At 75.5% G+C, this 15,626-nt stretch carries 17 protein-coding genes; 11 read left to right on the forward strand and 6 right to left on the reverse strand.

Features of this window, described 5'->3' with window-relative positions; translation table 11 throughout:
- Positions 1-132 precede the first annotated feature (132 nt).
- The gene (locus GA0070603_RS27130) at positions 133-1,428 is read left to right on the forward strand and encodes an oligosaccharide flippase family protein (protein ID WP_091319458.1); all 1,296 of its coding nucleotides are present in this window, start codon (positions 133-135) and stop codon (positions 1,426-1,428) included.
- On the forward strand, positions 1,425-2,738 hold the full coding sequence (locus GA0070603_RS27135) for an O-antigen ligase family protein (RefSeq protein ID WP_091319461.1): 1,314 nt from the start codon (positions 1,425-1,427) through the stop codon (positions 2,736-2,738). The genes GA0070603_RS27130 and GA0070603_RS27135 overlap by 4 nt, the downstream gene beginning before the upstream one ends.
- A gap of 64 nt (positions 2,739-2,802) precedes the next feature.
- On the opposite strand, the gene GA0070603_RS27140 is transcribed toward GA0070603_RS27135, so the two are convergent.
- On the reverse strand, positions 2,803-4,026 hold the full coding sequence (locus tag GA0070603_RS27140) for a Clp protease N-terminal domain-containing protein (RefSeq protein WP_091319463.1): 1,224 nt from the start codon (positions 4,024-4,026) through the stop codon (positions 2,803-2,805).
- Positions 4,027-4,115: 89 nt separating this feature from the next.
- Between GA0070603_RS27140 and GA0070603_RS27145 the strand changes: the two genes are divergently transcribed.
- A complete protein-coding gene (locus GA0070603_RS27145; protein ID WP_091319466.1) occupies positions 4,116-5,057 on the forward strand; it encodes an inositol-3-phosphate synthase in 942 nt (313 codons plus the stop codon).
- Positions 5,058-5,091: 34 nt separating this feature from the next.
- On the opposite strand, the gene GA0070603_RS27150 is transcribed toward GA0070603_RS27145, so the two are convergent.
- Positions 5,092-5,484: a pyridoxamine 5'-phosphate oxidase family protein gene (locus tag GA0070603_RS27150; RefSeq protein ID WP_091319470.1), complete on the reverse strand. Its 393-nt coding sequence runs from the start codon at positions 5,482-5,484 to the stop codon at positions 5,092-5,094.
- Positions 5,485-5,566: 82 nt separating this feature from the next.
- Here GA0070603_RS27150 and GA0070603_RS27155 point away from each other — a divergent pair, with 82 nt between their 5' ends.
- From GA0070603_RS27155 to GA0070603_RS27170, 4 genes are all read left to right on the forward strand, one after another.
- Complete coding sequence (locus GA0070603_RS27155; protein ID WP_091319474.1) at positions 5,567-6,010, forward strand: DUF5990 family protein; 444 nt, start codon at positions 5,567-5,569, stop codon at positions 6,008-6,010.
- 20 nt (positions 6,011-6,030) lie between these two features.
- A complete protein-coding gene (locus GA0070603_RS27160) occupies positions 6,031-6,630 on the forward strand; it encodes a nucleotidyltransferase family protein (protein WP_091319477.1) in 600 nt (199 codons plus the stop codon).
- A 72-nt stretch (positions 6,631-6,702) separates the two neighbouring features.
- On the forward strand, positions 6,703-7,101 hold the full coding sequence (locus GA0070603_RS27165) for a hypothetical protein (protein WP_244282617.1): 399 nt from the start codon (positions 6,703-6,705) through the stop codon (positions 7,099-7,101).
- 32 nt (positions 7,102-7,133) lie between these two features.
- On the forward strand, positions 7,134-7,751 hold the full coding sequence (locus tag GA0070603_RS27170; RefSeq protein ID WP_091319481.1) for a biliverdin-producing heme oxygenase: 618 nt from the start codon (positions 7,134-7,136) through the stop codon (positions 7,749-7,751).
- A gap of 274 nt (positions 7,752-8,025) precedes the next feature.
- Here GA0070603_RS27170 and GA0070603_RS27175 read toward each other — a convergent pair whose 3' ends face one another.
- Positions 8,026-9,183 carry an acyl-CoA dehydrogenase family protein gene (locus GA0070603_RS27175; protein WP_091319484.1) on the reverse strand — a complete coding sequence of 386 codons (1,158 nt, stop codon included), beginning with the start codon at positions 9,181-9,183 and terminating at the stop codon, positions 8,026-8,028.
- A gap of 223 nt (positions 9,184-9,406) precedes the next feature.
- Between GA0070603_RS27175 and GA0070603_RS27180 the strand changes: the two genes are divergently transcribed.
- The 3 genes from GA0070603_RS27180 to GA0070603_RS27190 are packed head-to-tail and all read left to right on the forward strand — an operon-like array spanning position 9,407 to position 12,856.
- The gene (locus tag GA0070603_RS27180; protein ID WP_091319487.1) at positions 9,407-10,093 is read left to right on the forward strand and encodes a hypothetical protein; all 687 of its coding nucleotides are present in this window, start codon (positions 9,407-9,409) and stop codon (positions 10,091-10,093) included.
- A gap of 25 nt (positions 10,094-10,118) precedes the next feature.
- A complete protein-coding gene (locus GA0070603_RS27185; RefSeq protein WP_091319491.1) occupies positions 10,119-12,206 on the forward strand; it encodes a sensor histidine kinase in 2,088 nt (695 codons plus the stop codon).
- Positions 12,203-12,856 (forward strand): response regulator, encoded by a 654-nt coding sequence (locus GA0070603_RS27190; RefSeq protein WP_244282618.1) that lies wholly within the window; start codon positions 12,203-12,205, stop codon positions 12,854-12,856. The genes GA0070603_RS27185 and GA0070603_RS27190 overlap by 4 nt, the downstream gene beginning before the upstream one ends.
- On the opposite strand, the gene GA0070603_RS27195 is transcribed toward GA0070603_RS27190, so the two are convergent.
- Positions 12,847-13,428: a TetR/AcrR family transcriptional regulator gene (locus tag GA0070603_RS27195; protein ID WP_091319494.1), complete on the reverse strand. Its 582-nt coding sequence runs from the start codon at positions 13,426-13,428 to the stop codon at positions 12,847-12,849. The two genes, GA0070603_RS27190 and GA0070603_RS27195, sit on opposite strands and share 10 nt — an antisense overlap.
- A gap of 71 nt (positions 13,429-13,499) precedes the next feature.
- Here GA0070603_RS27195 and GA0070603_RS27200 point away from each other — a divergent pair, with 71 nt between their 5' ends.
- Positions 13,500-14,705: an FAD-dependent monooxygenase gene (locus GA0070603_RS27200; RefSeq protein WP_091319497.1), complete on the forward strand. Its 1,206-nt coding sequence runs from the start codon at positions 13,500-13,502 to the stop codon at positions 14,703-14,705.
- Between the two features lie 4 nt (positions 14,706-14,709).
- Here the strand turns inward: GA0070603_RS27200 and GA0070603_RS27205 are convergent, their stop codons facing one another.
- Positions 14,710-15,237 (reverse strand): SRPBCC family protein, encoded by a 528-nt coding sequence (locus GA0070603_RS27205; protein ID WP_091319500.1) that lies wholly within the window; start codon positions 15,235-15,237, stop codon positions 14,710-14,712.
- Positions 15,238-15,239: 2 nt separating this feature from the next.
- A complete protein-coding gene (locus GA0070603_RS27210; RefSeq protein WP_091319503.1) occupies positions 15,240-15,548 on the reverse strand; it encodes an ArsR/SmtB family transcription factor in 309 nt (102 codons plus the stop codon).
- Positions 15,549-15,626: the final 78 nt, after the last annotated feature.

Genomic DNA, 15,626 nt, shown 5'->3' on the forward strand with positions numbered 1-15,626 from the left:
TACGAACGGCTGCGCCCTGATCCGACATCATCCTGGAAACCTCCTTCGGAGCGGCACCTCGTCACCGTCACCCCCATCGGGTCGTTCCCCCAGGTACCGGCCGGGGGCGGTCGGTGGGAGGGCGGGACGACTGTGACGACCGCAGGGCGGCTGACAGCCGCGGTCAAGAACCGCAGGACCGCGAACATCGCGGTCCTCGTCGGCGCGCAGACCGTCAACCTCGGCGGGGTCCTCGTCGTCACGGCCCTGTTCGCCCCGGCCGACTTCGGCCGGTTCGCGACGCTGTTCGCGGTCGCCGCGATGGTCGGCGGAGCCAGCCCGCTGCGGCTCGAGGTGGCGGCCACCACCGCCACCGAGGCGGACGCCGCGCAGCTCATCCGGGCGGCGATGCGTTCCAACCTCGTCGCCGCCGCCGCGACCGGGATCATCGCCCTCACCTGCCACACCGTGTGGGGGCAGCTCGACGGCGGGGCCCTCGCCGAGTCGGCGGCGCTGGCCGCCGTCACCTACGCCATCGCGGCCGCCGGCACCTACACCTATGCGCGCGTACGGGAACGCCGCTACATGCGCGTGTCCGGCAGCAAGCTCCTCACCGCCGCCGTGCAGGTCGCCGGCCAGGTGGCGGCCAGCGTGGTGATGCCGACCCCGGCGGGCCTGCTCGCCGCGGCCGCCGTCGGCTACGGCGCCGGCACGCTGCTCCTGCTCACCCCCACCCCCACCGGCGGGATCACCCTCCCGCCGATGCGGGACGTCCTCCGCCGGCACCGCGCGTTCATGCTCGCCGCGGCGCCGGCCGGGATCGTGTCGGCCGTGGCCGTCAACCTGCCGGTCGCGGCGTCCGGCGTCGCGCTCGGTACCGTCGCGGCGGCCGACGTGGCGTTGGCGCTGCGGATCGGGGCGCTCCCGTCGGCGCTGCTCGGGCAGGCGCTGATGCCGCTGCTCCTCGGGGAGATCACCCACCGGGTACGCACCGACGCGGCGCTGGCGTTGCCGACCTTCATGCGGGCCCTGCGGGGCCTGACCGCTGCGGGTTGCGTGTCCGTCGCCGCCGTCGTCGCCGCCGGCTGGTGGCTGATCCCTGTCGTCCTCGGTGAGCAGTGGCACGGGGTGGGGCTGGCGTTGCTGCTGCTCTCGCCGTTCCTCCTCGGCCAGTTCGCCGTGGCCCCGGTCAGCCAGAGCCTCAACGCCGCCGGACGGAACGCGACGCAACTCGTGTGGGACGTCGCCCGGTTGGCGGCGACCGCGGCGGTGTTCGGGGCCGCCGCGGCAGGCGTGATCGGCTACCGGGCCTGCCTGCTGTGGTTCTCGGCGATGATGGCCGCCGCGTACGCCGCGCATGTCGCGCTGACCCGGGCCGCGCTGGCCGGGCTGCCCGACGCATCCCGCAAGGAACCGGTGGCGGCGACGGCGACGGCGGCATACCGGTGAACACCACGCCGGCGCCCACCGTGACGGTCACCGCCCGGGACGTGGCCGCGGTCGCCCCGATCGTCGCCCTGCCGGCGGCGGTCCTCCTCGACGGTTCCCGGCTCGTCGCCGACGCGCTCGCACCCGTGGCCGGCGCGGCGGCCGCCCACCCGCACCTGCTGCTGTACGCGACGCTCGCCGCGGCGGCCGCCGTCACCCTGGCGGGCTGGTCGCGGCGAGGGTTCCGGCCGCTCGCCGGATCGGGGCCGTTCCTGGTGCTGCTGCTGTCGTTCACACCCGGACTGGTGCTCACGTCCTTCGACGCCTACTCGACGACGAAGGTCACGACGATGCTCACCGTCACGCCGCTGCTGGTTGTCGGCGCGCTGACGGTGGTCGACCGGCCCGCCCGCCGTGCCGCCGCCCTGTGGGTGCTCGCATTCCTCGGCGTCCTGGTGGCCGTGCTCGCGCTGGCCGTGCCCGAGCCCGCCTACGAGATCCAGCAGGCGGTGGTGCTCCGGGGCAACGTCACGATCTCCACCGCCCGTGTCATCGGCTTCGGGGCGGTGGCCCTGCTCTGCCTGGCCGTGGCGCACCGGCGGTTGCCGATCCGGGTGGTCGCCGCCGCCGGCGCGGCCGCCCTGGTGGTGCCGCTGACGTTGACCGGTTCACGAGGCCCGGTCGTCTCCGCTGTCGCCGCCGCCGCGGTGCTGGTGGTGCTGCGCAGCCGAGGCGGCCGGTGGATGACCATCGTGCCCGGCGTCGCGGCGGTCACCGCCGTCGCTGCCGCTGTCGCGTCGTCGCTGGTGCCCCAGCAGTCCGCGGCCCGGTTCGAGGTGCTGTCCGGCGGCCCTCTCGATCCGTCCTCGCAGGCCCGGGTGGCGTTGTCGCACCTGGCGTTCGACACGTTCACGGCGCACCCGATCGGGCTGGGCTGGGGTGACTTCGGGTCGGTGGTGCCGGGCTACCTGCTGGCGTACGCGCCGGGCCGGGAGGACATCGTCTACCCGCACAACCTGCCGCTGGAGGTGGCGGTGGAAGGCGGGTTGGTGGCGTTGGCAGGACTGCTGCTGCTGGCCGCCGCGGTGGCCCGGGCCGTGTGGGTGCGGCGCGGCGACCCCACGGCCGCCGGGATGGGCGCCCTCGTCGTGTACGCGACGGTGAACGCGCTGTCGAGCGCGGACATCAACGGCAACGTCATGGTGTGGGTGTTCAGCGCCGTGGCGCTCGTGGCCGGGTCCCAGCGGGCTGGGGCGCACCGCAAGGTGGACGCTGCCGCGCCGGTGCCCCGAGCCGGCCGCACACCGGTCGGTACGGCCGCCCCTCGCTGATCTCCCACCGGCGGCGGGGCTTCCCGGCTTCGCGGGATGGAGGCCGGCCCGGCACCTCGGCCGGCTACCGGCCGGCCGGTGGCTGCCAGGCGGCGGGTGCGGCGCGGAGGTCCTGCTCGACCCGCGCGCGTACCGCCGTCGGGTCGACGCCGAGGTCGCGCAGCACCGCGCTGCCGCCGCCCGCGTCGTCCTCGATCAGCGCGAGCAGGAGGTGACCGGTGCCCGTGTCGGAGTGCCGGTAGGCGAGCGAGATCTCCATGGCGCGCGTCACGGCGGTGACGACGTCGGCGTCCGCGAACGGGTCGCCCAGGCGCTGGCTGCTCAGCTGCTCGGTGAGCACCTCGGCCGGCGGCTCCTCGGGCCCGCCGCGCCGTGCGGCGAGCACGCGGAGGCGGTGGGCGTCGACACCGTGGCCGCGCAGGACGGCCGCGCCCCGGTTGCGGCTCGACTGATGGGCGGGTACCGGGATCCGGGCCGCTTCGAGGGTGGCGTCATGGGTGAGCATCGCGAGCAGGATGTGCAGCGGGCCGATCACGTCCTGGCCGAGCCGGATCGCCTGGCGTTTCGCCTCGAACTCGACTCCGGCCAGTATCGGGCCGAAGCGGCTGAGCCGGGACGCACGCGCGAAGAACCGACCCGCGACGCGGTCGACAAGCGAACCGGAACGGGGCCAGAGCGCCAACCGCACGTCGTCGAGATCCGGGTAGGGCTCGTCGGGCCGTCGCATCGCCGGTTCGGCGCGCAACCGGTCGATGGCCGAGAGCCGTGCGTACTCGTGGGGGAAGATGTAGGTGGTCCCGTCGCAGCCGCGCAGTCGCAGCATGCCGAGCACGAGATGGGACAGGTTGGCGAACGGCGTGCCGCTGTCGCGTGCGGCGTGCAGCGCGTCGGCGAGGGTGACACGGACGCCGCTCGTCCACAGTGGATGCACGCTCTGCTGTCCGAGGCGCCGGCCCGGCTGGCGACGGAACCGCCACTCGACCTCGCGGAGAATCGCCTGCACCTCGTCGTCGAACTCGCTCGCCGGCCCGGACACCAGTTCGCCGACCGCGCGTGCGGCCGGGATGCGGCGCGGGTCGGCCGCCATCCGCATGAGGTTCGCGCCATTCGCACCCGCGAGCAGCCACGGCGGAACCGACCTGGGGTACGGCGCGACCCGGCACAGCACGTCGAGGGTGCCGACGCTGTCCGCCCCGCGCTGGACCGCGCCCGAGTACGCCCGCAGTAGCACCCGCATCGGCATCGCGCCGAGCGCGACGAAGGGTCGCTGCTCCTCGTGCGGCAGCACTGGTCCTCCAGGTTCGGGACGGAATGGCGTGCCTGGACAGCTCGCTCACGCCATGGTGCCTCCTTCCCGCACGCGCGTACCCTTCGTGCGTGATCAACAACGTGAAGCTCGCGGTCGTCGGCGTCGGCAACAACACGTCGGCGCTGGTGCAGGGGATCGCCTTCCACCGCGGCACCGGCAGCCTGGTGGGCGTCCACCGGCCGGAGGTGGCCGGGCTGGCGGTCGGTGACATCGACGTCGTCGCGGCCTTCGCCCTCTCCGACGGCAAGGTCGGCAAGGACCTGCACGAGGCGATCTTCGTTGCGCCCAACAACTTCCCGCGGCTCGACGTGGAGCTGCCGCCCGCGGGCGTGACGGTGCAGGCCGGTCTCGTCGACTCGACGGAGGTCGAGCGGGTGGCACACGCGCTGGAGGGCGCCGAGGTGCTGCTCTATTCCGCGCCGAGCGGCAGGCCCGAAACCGCCCACGCGTACGCCGAGGCGGCCCTGCGGGCGGGCGTGGCGTTCGTGAACACCACCTCGGACGCGGTCGCCCGGGAACCGCTGTGGCTCACGCGGTTCGAGGAGGCCGGCCTGCCGCTGCTCGGCGACGACCTGGCCAGCCAGTTCGGCACCTCCGTGGTGCACCGCGCACTGCTGCGGTTGCTCGAGGAGCGCGGGCTCACCCTGGTCAGTTCCTACCAGGTGAATCTGGGGGGTACGGAGGACTTCCGTAACCTGGTCGAGAACCCCAACACCAAGGCGCGGTCCAAGTTGAATGCCGTCGGGTCCGACAAGGTGCAGATGGCGCCCCTCGGATATCTCCCGCACCTGCGATCCCAGAAGATCGCCCACCTCAACGTCGAAGCGCAGGGCTGGGGTGGGACAGCGGTGAGCCTGGACGTGCGGCTGAAGGTGGACGACCCGAGTGGCGCGGCTGGCGTCAACATCGACCTGATCCGGATGGCCGCCGCCGCTCTGCGTTCCGGCCGTGGTGGCTACCTCGCCGAGGCGGCGTCGTACCTGAAGTCCCCGCCCGGAACCGCGATCTGACGACACGGGAGGTTTCCCCGCTCGGGGCGACCGATCACTGAGCCGTGCCCGCGAACAGCCACCGTCGGACCGGAACCTCCAGCAACACCCGCTCACCCTCCGGCTCCCCGACGTCCCATCCCTCGTACTTGTCTGCGAACGCCTCGACGACAGTGGCGGGGTAGTCGCCGCGGTGCAGGTGGGCGACGCCCTCGGCCACCACGGGAGCGGTCCCGTCCTCCAGGGCCAGGGACACGCGCGGGTCGACCTCCAGGTTCCGTGCCTTGACGCTGCGAGCGTCGCAGCCGATCCACCAGGTGCCGTCCGCGTAGATGAACCAGACCGGCGTCACGTGGGGAGAACCGTCGCGGCGCACGGTGCACAGCCACACGTTCCGCTCGTCGGCCAGCCGGGTCTCGACGTCGGGGGGCGGGAGAGGTGAGGTCATGTGGGAAGTGGACCACACCCGGGATGGGCGCGGATGCCGCTGGCGGCCCGCCGTCGCGAAGCGGGAGACCTAGAGTCGGGGAATGCTGATCCGGATCGAGGGCGGCGACCTGCCGGGCCGGCGTACCGGCGCCGAGGCGGACCTGCTGCGGCTCCGCAACGTGCACGTGGGGATGCAGCGCAGGGCCGAGGTGGTCGACCGGGTGCCCGCCGACGCGCGGGAAGCGGCCTGGCAGTTCGAGGTCACCAGCCGCGAGGTGGACGGCCTGCTCGACGTCGGTGGGCCGTGGGTGCACGGCCGCCCGGGGGCGCGATTCCTCTACCTCAGCTGGGGTGCGGTGACGGAGGACCGTTTCGAGATGTTCCGCCGGGCGAAGCTCCTGTTCGGTGACATCCCGGGGACGCTGCTGCGCGCCGGCCACGAGGGAGCCGGTGTGCTGGTCGGCCGGCTCCGGTTGACGGACGCCGAGGGTGGGCCGGTGTGTGCCCGGGTCCGGCCATCCGGCGTCCACTGGACGGTGGAGTGAGCGCGCCGGTGGGTTGCGGCATGTCGCCGACCACTGAGCCGAGTGGTCCCCGGACGGCCGAGCTGGCCGAGCTGGTCGCGGGGTGTCCCTGGCTCCTCGACGTGCTGGTGGTGGTGCGGGAGGCCGGTCTACCGGACGCGTGGGTCGGGGCGGGCGTCCTTCGGGACCTGGTCTGGGGCCGGCGGTACGGCGGCGGCTTCGACCCGCGGGCCGTGCGGGACGTCGACGTCGCGTTCTTCGACCCCGACGATCTCACCCCGAGCGGCGACGCCGCGGCGACGGAACTGCTGCGCCGCCGCGACCCGGCGATCCCGTGGGAGGCGACCAACCAGGCCGCCGTGCACACCTGGTACGAGAGCGTGTTCGGCGTCGGTCCGGTCGATGCGCTGCGCTCGGTGGGCGAGGCGGTGGCCACCTGGCCCGAGACCGCCACCTGTGTGGCGGTGCGTCTCGACGCTGCCGGGACGCTGCACGTCTGTGCCCCGCTCGGGCTGGACGACCTGCTCGACGGGGTGTGGCGGCGGAACCCGCGCCGGGTGACCGTGGAGCTGTCCCGTGCCCGCCTCGCCCGCCACGATCCGGGCAGGCGCTGGCCTGGGGTGCGGATCCTGCCGCCGTAGCGATCACCGACGCCTCCCGACCCGAGTACGGATGCTCATTTCTCTGGCGGCGTGACGCGGCAGGATCGGGCCGTGACGAAGACGATGCGTACCCTGCTCGGCGGCCTGCTTCTGGCGGCGGCGACGGTCGGGGCCTGGTGGGCGTGGCTGGGCTGGGAGTCGGGCTACACGGTCGACCCGGAGACCGGCGCGACCAGCGGCCCGTACGCGGTCTGGCAGGTCGCCGCCGCCGTGCTCACCCTGATCGTGATCGCGGCCGTGGGCGGCTGGTTCTGGACTCCGTGGCTGGTGGCGCCGGTGATGACGGTGACCTTCACCGCGGTCTGGGCGGTGCGGGCCGCGTCGACGGACGCCAGCGGGCTCTGGGCGGTGGGGGCGGCGCTGGTCCCCATCGGCACCGCCATCGGGGCGACAGTGGTCAGCGGCGCGGCAGCCTGGCTGCGTCGCCGCGGTGGTGCCCCCGCCCGCTGAGGAGCGGACCGCCCGGCGGGCATACTTGCCGGATGTCTGAGCAGGCCCGCCGCGCGCGACCGGAGGCCGTGTCGCCGATGCTGGCCGCGTTGCGGACCGGCACCCGCGACCACCATCTGGCGCTGGAACGCGACCTCGACCTGCCCGGCCGGATCCGGACCCGGGCCGACCTGGCGGCCGTGCTCTCGGCGCTGCTCGCCGCGTGGGCCCCGCTGGAACGCGACCTCGCCGCCGCGGACTGGTCCGGGCTGCGGCTCGACCCCCGGCTCGGCGCGGCGACCGGCCTGCTCCGCGCCGACCTGGCCGCGCTCGGCATCGCGCAGGCGGCGGGCGACGGCCGGGAGGACGGCGGTGTCCGGTTCGACACCCGGGCCCGGGCGGTCGGCGGACGGTACGTGTTGCTCGGCAGCGCGCTGGGCGGCAGCGTCATCGCTCCCGTGGTGGAACGGCGGCTCGGCCTCGCCGAGGGCGAGGCGACCGGCTTCTTCCGGCGCAGCGGCCGCGCGCCCGGGCGCGACTGGCGGGACTTCCGCGTGGCGCTGACCGCCGGCGAGTGGCCACCGGCGGAGCTGGCCGAGGCGGCCGAGGCCGCCCGCGCCACCTTCACCTTCGTGGGCCGGACCGCCGCGCCGCTGCTCCGCGCGGCCTGACCGCCCGCGCGCGCCGTCCTCACCCTCGTCCGCCGGACCGCCGGACCGCCGGACCGCCGGATCGCCGGATCGCCGGATCGCCGGATCGCCGGACCGTCACGCCGCTGCTCGGCGTCGGCCAGGGGCGGGAAGCCGGCGGAGAGACGGTCGTCCGATGCCCGCCGCCCGCAACGCGGCGGGCCGGCCGCCGAACCCCCCTCGACGGCCGGCCTGCCGCGGGCCGGCGCCCCTCGCGCCGGCCGGGGACCGGGCCCCACCGGTCCCCGCGACAAGGTCAGTACGCCAGCGCCACCGGCCGGCCCAGCAGCCGCGCGCCGTTGTTGCCCAGCCAGCCCTCGGCGGCTGCCGCGTGCTGGGCGAACGTGTGGATGTCCCGGAACCGGCGCTGGAGCGGGGAGGAGTCGCGGGCCGCGCCGCCGCCGGCCGCCCGGTAGCAGGTGGCCACGGCGGCGATCGCCTGCTCGGTGACCCAGGGCAGGGCCGCCGAGATGGTCGGTTGCAGCGTCGGGATCCGCTCCGGGTCCTGTGCGCAGGCGGCCCAGAGGTCGTCGGCGAGGTCGGCGAGGAGCGTCCGGGCGGCGCGCACGTTCAGGTCGGCCCGGCCCAGGTGAATCCGGAAGGCGGGGGAGTCGGCGAGCGGCTGCCGGGCGTACAGCCGCTGCCGGTCGCCGCCGAGCAGGGCGGTCAGGTCGTCGAGCGCGCCCTGCGCGATGCCGACCGCCACGGCGCCCAGGTGCAGCACGAACTGCGCCAGCGGCGCCACGAACCCCGGGCCGGGCAGGCACGGCGTGCCGGTGAACAGGTCGAAGGTCGCCTCCGCCGGGCAGAAGGCCGAGTCGACCACCACGTCGTGGCTGCCGGTGCCGCGCAGGCCGAGCACGTGCCAGGTGTCCACAACTTGCACCCGGTCGGCCGGGAAGAGCATCGAGCGGGTCTCCGGCGGCGCGCCGTCCGCGCCCGGAATGGGCTGGCCGTCGGCGGTGACCAGGCAGTTGCCGAAGATCCAGTCGGCGTGCCGGCAGCCGCTGGCGAACGCCCAGCGCCCGCTGACCTGGAAGCCGCCGTCGGCCAGCTCGGCCCGGCCCTGCGGGGCGAAGGCGCCGGCCACCACGACGTCCGGGCCGGCGGCGTAGATCTTGTCGAACCGCTCGCGGGACAGCAGGGCCAGCAGGTGCGGGGTCTCCGCGCCGATCATCACGGTCCAGCCGGTCGAGCCGTCCGCCCGGGCCAGGGTCTCCAGCACCGCCATGCCGGTGCGCAGGTCCACCTCGTACCCGCCGTGGTCGCGCGGCACGAACATCCGGAAGCAGCCGGCGGCGCGGAGCCGGTCGAGCAGGTCGGCGGGCAGTTCCCGCTCCCGCTCGATCTCCGCGGCCCGCGCGGTCAGCTCGGGCGTCAGCTCGCGTACGGCGGTCAGCAGGTCGTGCGCCATTGGTGGCCTCCCTCGGCATCGTGTGCGGCTCCACGGTGGGCGGCCCACCGTCCCGGCCGCCAGGGACACCGACACCGACCGGTCGGGACACCGCCGGAGCCCGGGTACGCCCCGGGAACCGCCCGGACGGTCGGGACGCCCCGCCCCATGTGCCCGGGACGCCGGGACGGCGACGCTGCACCGAGCGGCCATCCGCCGCGCTCGCGTACCCGAAGGAGGAACCATGACCAGCGCCCTGCTCGACACCACCGGCGCGCCGGCCGCCACCGACCGCCCCCGCCGGGGCTGGGCGGTCGCCGGAGCCGTCGCCGGCCTCACCGGCATCGCCCTCTTCCAGTTCAGCCCGGCGCTGACCGACGTGGACCGGTCGCTGCTCGCGGACAACGCCCGCTACGTGGCCGCGATGGACGGCCGCGAGGCGTACCTCTGGGTCTTCCAGGTCCTGGCCGTGCTGGCCGCCGGGTGCCTGGCGGTCTTCGCGGCCGGGCTGCGACGGCGGCTGGCCGCCCGTGAGCCGGCCGGTGGCCTGCTGCCCGACGTGGCGGCGGCCGGCCTGCTGCTCACCGCCGCGCTGCTGCTCGTCGGCGGCGGGGTCTCCACCGAGCTGTACTGGGACCTGCTGCACCTGTCCGAGACCGACCCCGACACGGTCGCCGCGCTCGCCGCTCTCTACAGCACCTTCCCGTGGGTGTGGGCCGGTGCCGGGCTCAGCGCGGGCGCGGTGGCCGTGGCCGGGCTGCGCCGCCGGTCGGTGAGCCGCTGGCTCGCGGTGTTCAGCCTGGTGATGGCGCTGCTCGTGGTGGTCACCCAGGCGGTGCCGCTGCAGTACCTGGCGCTCGCCCCGACGGCGCTGTGGGCCACTGTCGCGGGTCTGACGTTCGCGCTGGAGCGGCGGGGTCTCGGAAACTGACCCGGCGACTGCCAGGATCAGGGCCATGTCCGCCGATCCGACGGCCGCGCCGTCCCGCGACCGCCGCCGCCCGGTCGCCGCCCGGCTGGTCGCCGTCGGCTGCGCGCTCCTGCTCGTGGGTACGGCGGTCTGCTGGGTGGCGGCCCGCCGGCCGTGGGGCCTGTCGCAGCTCTACTTCCTTGTCGACTTCACCGACTGCGCGGTCTACGGCACGGTCGCCTGGCTGGTCCTGCTGCGCCGGGGTCACCCGGTCGCCTGGCTGCTCGCCGCGACCGGGCTGGGCGGCGGGCTCTCGGCGCTCAGCGCGCAGTACGTGGACCTGCTGGCGGTCCGGCCCGACCTGCCCGCGCCGGTGCTGCTCACCTCGGCCCGGGACTGGGCCTGGGTGTTCGGGATGCTCTCGCTCATCACGGTGGTGCCCTGGCTGGTCCGGGAGGGGCGGCTGCCTCTGCCGGCCCGGGTCGCCGTGGCGGCCGGCGCCCTGGTCACCGCCGGGGTCGCGGTGTTCCACCTGACCTGGCCGGGGCGGCCGGGGCATCCCTCCGGAGCGCCGTTCCCGGTCACCGCGCCGCGCTGGGCGGAGTTCGTGGTCGCGGGGGAGCCCTGGCTGTTCCGGGTGGTGCCGCTGCTCGGGCTGGTGGCCGCCGCCGGGGTGCTGCGGCGGTGGCGTACCGGGCCGCCGGCCGAGCGGGTGGGGCTGGGCTGGCTGGCGGTCGGCACCCTGCTGCTCGCGGTGAGCTTCGCACCGCTCGGCTTCCCCGTCGAGTGGGCCCGCCAGGTCCCGGACTGGCTGGCCCCGACCGCGATGCTCGCCTCGCAGGCGTTCTTCCCGGCCGCGGTGCTGGCCGTGGTGCTCCGGCAGCGGCTGTGGGGCATCGAGATCGCGGTGCGCCGCACCCTGGTCTGGTTCCTGCTCACCTTCCTGCTGGTCGCCGCGTACGTGGTCGGGGTGAGCGTGCTCGACGGGCTGCTGCCGTCGTCGCCGGCCGTGCCGGGGGTGCTGGTCACGGCGCTGGTGGCGGCCGGCACCCAACCGGCCCGGTCCCGGGTGCAGCGGGGCGTGGACCGGCTGATCCACGGCGAGGCGGTGGAGCCGCTCGGCGTGGTCCGTGGCGTCGGCCACCGGATCAGCGCCTCCGCCGACCCGGCGGACGTGCTGGACGGGGTGGCCGGCAGCGTGACGGACCTGCTCCGGCTGGGTGCCTGCGCCATCGAGGTGGACGGCCCCGAGCCGTACGCCGCGCACGGCTCCTCCGCCGGCCCGGTGGGCGCGCCGCTGGTGCTGCCGCTGCTCCGGGGCGGCACCGAGATCGGCCGGCTGGTCGCCTGGGCCCGGGCGGGGGAGCGGCTGGACGGGCGGACCCGCGCGGCGCTGCTGGACCTGGTGCCGCTTGTCGCCTCGGCCGCCAGCCTGGCCGCGACCGGGCGGGCGCTGGCCGCCTCGCGGGCCCGGCTGGCCGAGGCGCGCGAGGAGGAGCGGCGCAAGCTGCGCCGGGACCTGCACGACGGGCTCGGCCCGGCGCTGGCCGGGGTGGCGCTGGGCCTGGCGGCGGCCCGTAACCTGCTCACCGTGGATCCCGAGGCGGCCGGCCGGTTGCTGGACCGGTTGCGCGACGAGACCGACCAGCGGGTGGAGCACGTGCGGGACCTGGCCCGGGGGCTGCTGCCGCCGGTGCTGGGCGAGCGCGGCCTCGCCCCGGCGCTGCACGAGCTGGCCCAGCGGTACGCGGGCTCCGGGCTGGCCGTCCAGGTCGAGGCCGAGCCGCTGCCGCTGCCGGAGCCGGTGGCCACCGCGATCTACGGGATCGTCTCCGAGGCGGTCCGCAACGCGCACCGGCACGCGGGCGCGGCGGACTGCCGGGTGACCGTGCGGCACGACGACGAGGGGCTCACGCTCCGGGTCGAGGACGGCGGCCGTGGCATCGTGCCGGGCACCCCGGCCGGGATCGGGATGCGTTCGATGCGGGAACGGGCCGAGGGGATCGGCGGGGTGTGCGTGGTGGCGCCGGGGCCGGACGGCGGTACCACTGTCACCGTCCGGGTGCCGGCCGCACGGCTGTCCGGCGACGCCGCGCCGGACGAGGCCGGGCAGCCGTTCGCGGTGGTCCCGTGACCGGGGAGACGATCCGGGTCGCGGTGGTCGACGATCACCCGGTGTTCCGGCTCGGCATGAGCGCGCTGCTGGCGTCGACGGCCGGGCTGGAGGTGGTCGGCGAGGCGGCCGACGCGGACGCCGCGTTGCGGGTCGCCGACCAGCACCTGCCCGACGTGATCATCATGGACCTGCACCTGGGCGGCCGCTCCGGGGTGGCGGCGACCCGGGAGATCGTGGCCCGGCACCCGGGGATCGGGGTGCTGGTGGTGACGATGCTGGACGACGACGACTGGGTCTTCGCGGCGCTGCGCGCCGGGGCCCGCGGCTACCTGCTCAAGGGCGCCGCCCCGGCCGAGGTGGAGCGGGCGGTCCGGGCGGTGGCCAACGGCGAGGTGCTGCTCGGCCCGGTCATCGCGAGCCGCGCGGTGAGCTACCTGTCCGGGGCGCGCGGCGCCGGGGCCGCCCCCTTCCCCGAGCTGACCGACCGGGAGCGCGAGGTGCTGGATCTGGTCGCGCAGGGGCTGAGCAACGTGGTCATCGCCCGGCGGCTGACGCTGAGCCCGAAGACCGTCCGCAACCACCTGTCGAACGTGCTGGCCAAGCTGCAGGTGGCCGACCGCGCCCAGGCCATCGTCCGGGCCCGGGAGGCGGGCCTCGGTCAGCCCTGACCGAAATCGGTGCTGAGGGCCCGCAGCGCGCGGGTCAGCTCGCGCGCCGAGGGGGCCGCCGCCGGGTCGACCAGCCACTGGGCCGCGACGCCGCCGATGAGCGCCTGGTGGAAGGCGCCGAGGGCGAGCGCTGTCGACTCGTCGAGGGCCGGGTCGAGCCGGTGGAAGACCTGGGCCAGCCCGAGCCGGGCCTGCCGGGTGACCCCGGCGAACGCCTCCCGCAGCTCGGGCGCGCGGTCCAGCTGGGCGATCAGCTCGAACTGGACGGCCCAGAGCGGCCGGAGCCGGGTGAACGACTCGATGATCCGCTCCCACGCCGCCTCGAAGCGCTGCTCGGGAGTGGCCTCCGGCCCGGCGTCCTCGGCGAGGGCACGTTGCAGCTCCTCGCCCCACTCCGCCATGGCCTCCACGAGCGCCTCGTTGAGCAGCGCCTTCGTCGTGCGGAAGTGGTAGCCGATGGCAGCCAGGCTGGTGCCGGCCGCGCCGGCCACGTCCCGGGCCGTGGTGGCCGAGTACCCCTTCTCCATGAGGCAGCGCTTGGCGCCGGCGAGCAGGTCCTCCCGATTTCCCATGGCGGAAGCGTAGCCGATTCCTTGAACAAGCGTCTTGCACAGACGTCTAACACGCTTGTACCGTCGGTGGCATGACTGACGTCCTGATCTCCGGCGCCGGTGTCGCCGGCCCCGCGCTCGCCTGGTGGCTGCGCCGCCACGGCTTCCGGCCGACCGTCGTCGAGCGCGCCCCGGCGCTGCGCGACGGGGGCTACAAGGTGGATGTCCGGGGCGCGGCGCTGACCGTGCTGGACCGGATGGGCCTGCGCGAGCAGGTGCGCCGGCACGACACCGGGATGCGGCTGGCCCGCTTCGTGGACGCGTCCGGCACGCAGCTGGCCACCATGGACGCCGCGCTCTTCGGTGGCCGCGAGGGCGACGACGTCGAGCTGATGCGCGGAGACCTGGCCCGGCTGCTCGTCGAGGCCACCGGCGACGTGGAATACCTCTTCGGCGACTCGATCGCCGCGCTGGACCCGGCCGCCGACGGGGTGGACGTGACCTTCGCCGGGGGCGGGCGCCGCCGCTTCGACCTCGTGGTCGGCGCCGACGGGCTGCACTCGACAGTACGCCGGCTGGCGTTCGGCCCCGCGGCGGCGTACCTGCGCCCGCTGGGGCACCACATCGCGATCTGCACCGTCCCCGCCGGGTTCGGCGAGGAGCGGGTCGAGCTGATGCACCCGGCGCCGGGCCGGACCGTCGGCGTCTACCGCACCGCCGGCGCGCCCGACGCCCGGGCGCTGTTCCTCTTCCCCTCGCCCGCCGAGGAGCCGGACCACCGTGACCTGCCCGCCCAGCGGGCGGCACTGGCCGGGGCGTTCGGCGGGGCCGGCTGGCGGGTGCCCGAACTGCTCGCCGCCGCCGACGAGGCGCCGGACTTCTACTTCGCTCCCATGAGCCAGGTGCGGATGGACCGCTGGTCCGCCGGCCGGGTCGGGCTGGTCGGCGACGCCGGCTACGGCCCGTCGCCGGCCTCCGGGCAGGGCACGAGCCTCGGGCTGGTCGGGGCGTACGTGCTGGCCGCCTCGCTGGCCGAGGCCGGCGGGGACCCGGTCGCCGGGTTCGCCGCGTACGAGCGCCGGATGCGCCCGTTCGTCGCGGCGAACCAGCGCCTGGCCGAGCGCAACCTCAAGGGGATGGTGCTGTCGTCGGCCGCGCAGATCCGGTTCCAGACGCTGATGCTGCGCCTCATGCCGCGCCTGCCCGGCCGGGAGCGGATGATCAGCCGGGTCACCGAGCCGATCCGCCGGGCGGCCACCGCGATCACCCTGCCGGACGCCCCGGCGGCCGCGGCCTGACCGGTCAGTCCGCCAGGCGCTCGTCGTACGCGGCGCGCAGGTCGTCCCAGCCGAACTCCTTCGCCTCGGCGCCCCGGATCGGGCCGACCGGGTCGCCGTCGAGCAGGTGGCCGGCGACGTCGAGGCAGAGGTGCCAGCCGGCGGCCATGCTCGCGCCCAGGGCCCGGTCGTCGAAGCGGTGCCGCAGGGTGAGGCGGGTGCCGGCCGCCGTGCCGGCCAACTCCCAGCACAGCAGGCCGTCGCCCCAGGTGTATTCGAGCAGGCGGGGTGGCTCGGCGCGCCGCACGGTGGCCGGCGCCGGCCAGCTCCGCTCGCCGTCGACGGTGCTCAGCGTGACCGCTCCGGGCGTGCCCAGGTCGCGGTCGGCCAGGAAGGGCGCCCACTGGGCGAGCCGGTCCGGCTCGGTGAGCGCGGCCCACACCTTCTCCGGCGGATGCCGCAGGTCGCGGACGAGGATGAGGTCCCACCGGTCGCCGGCCGCCGCCCAGGAGACGTCGGCGAGCGGGCCGGGCCGGAAGCTGTCGCGGTCCATGATCACTCCTGACTGTCGAGATGACGTTCCAGGGCGTCGAGGTGGTCGGTCCACATCCGCCGGTACGGCCCGAGCCAGTCGTCCACGGCGCGCAGCGGGCGGACGTCGATGCGGTAGATCCGCTGCTGGGCGGCGGTGCGGCAGCTGACCAGGCCGGCCTCGCGCAGCACCTTGAGGTGCTTGGAGACGGCCGGCTGGCTCATGCCGAGCGCGGCCACGAGGTCCCCGACGCTGCTCTCCGACCGGCGCAGCCGGTCGAGGATGCGGCGTCGGGTGGGCTCGGCCAGCACGGCGAAGGCATCCCCGGACACGCCCCCAATATGCCCCGGCGCTCATATGCCTGTCAAGGAATACGAGGCGCGGGCGCGGCGGGCCGGCCGGCTTCCTAT

The sequence above is a fragment of the Micromonospora chersina genome, from assembly GCF_900091475.1.
GTDB classification, from domain to species: Bacteria; Actinomycetota; Actinomycetes; order Mycobacteriales; family Micromonosporaceae; genus Micromonospora; species Micromonospora chersina.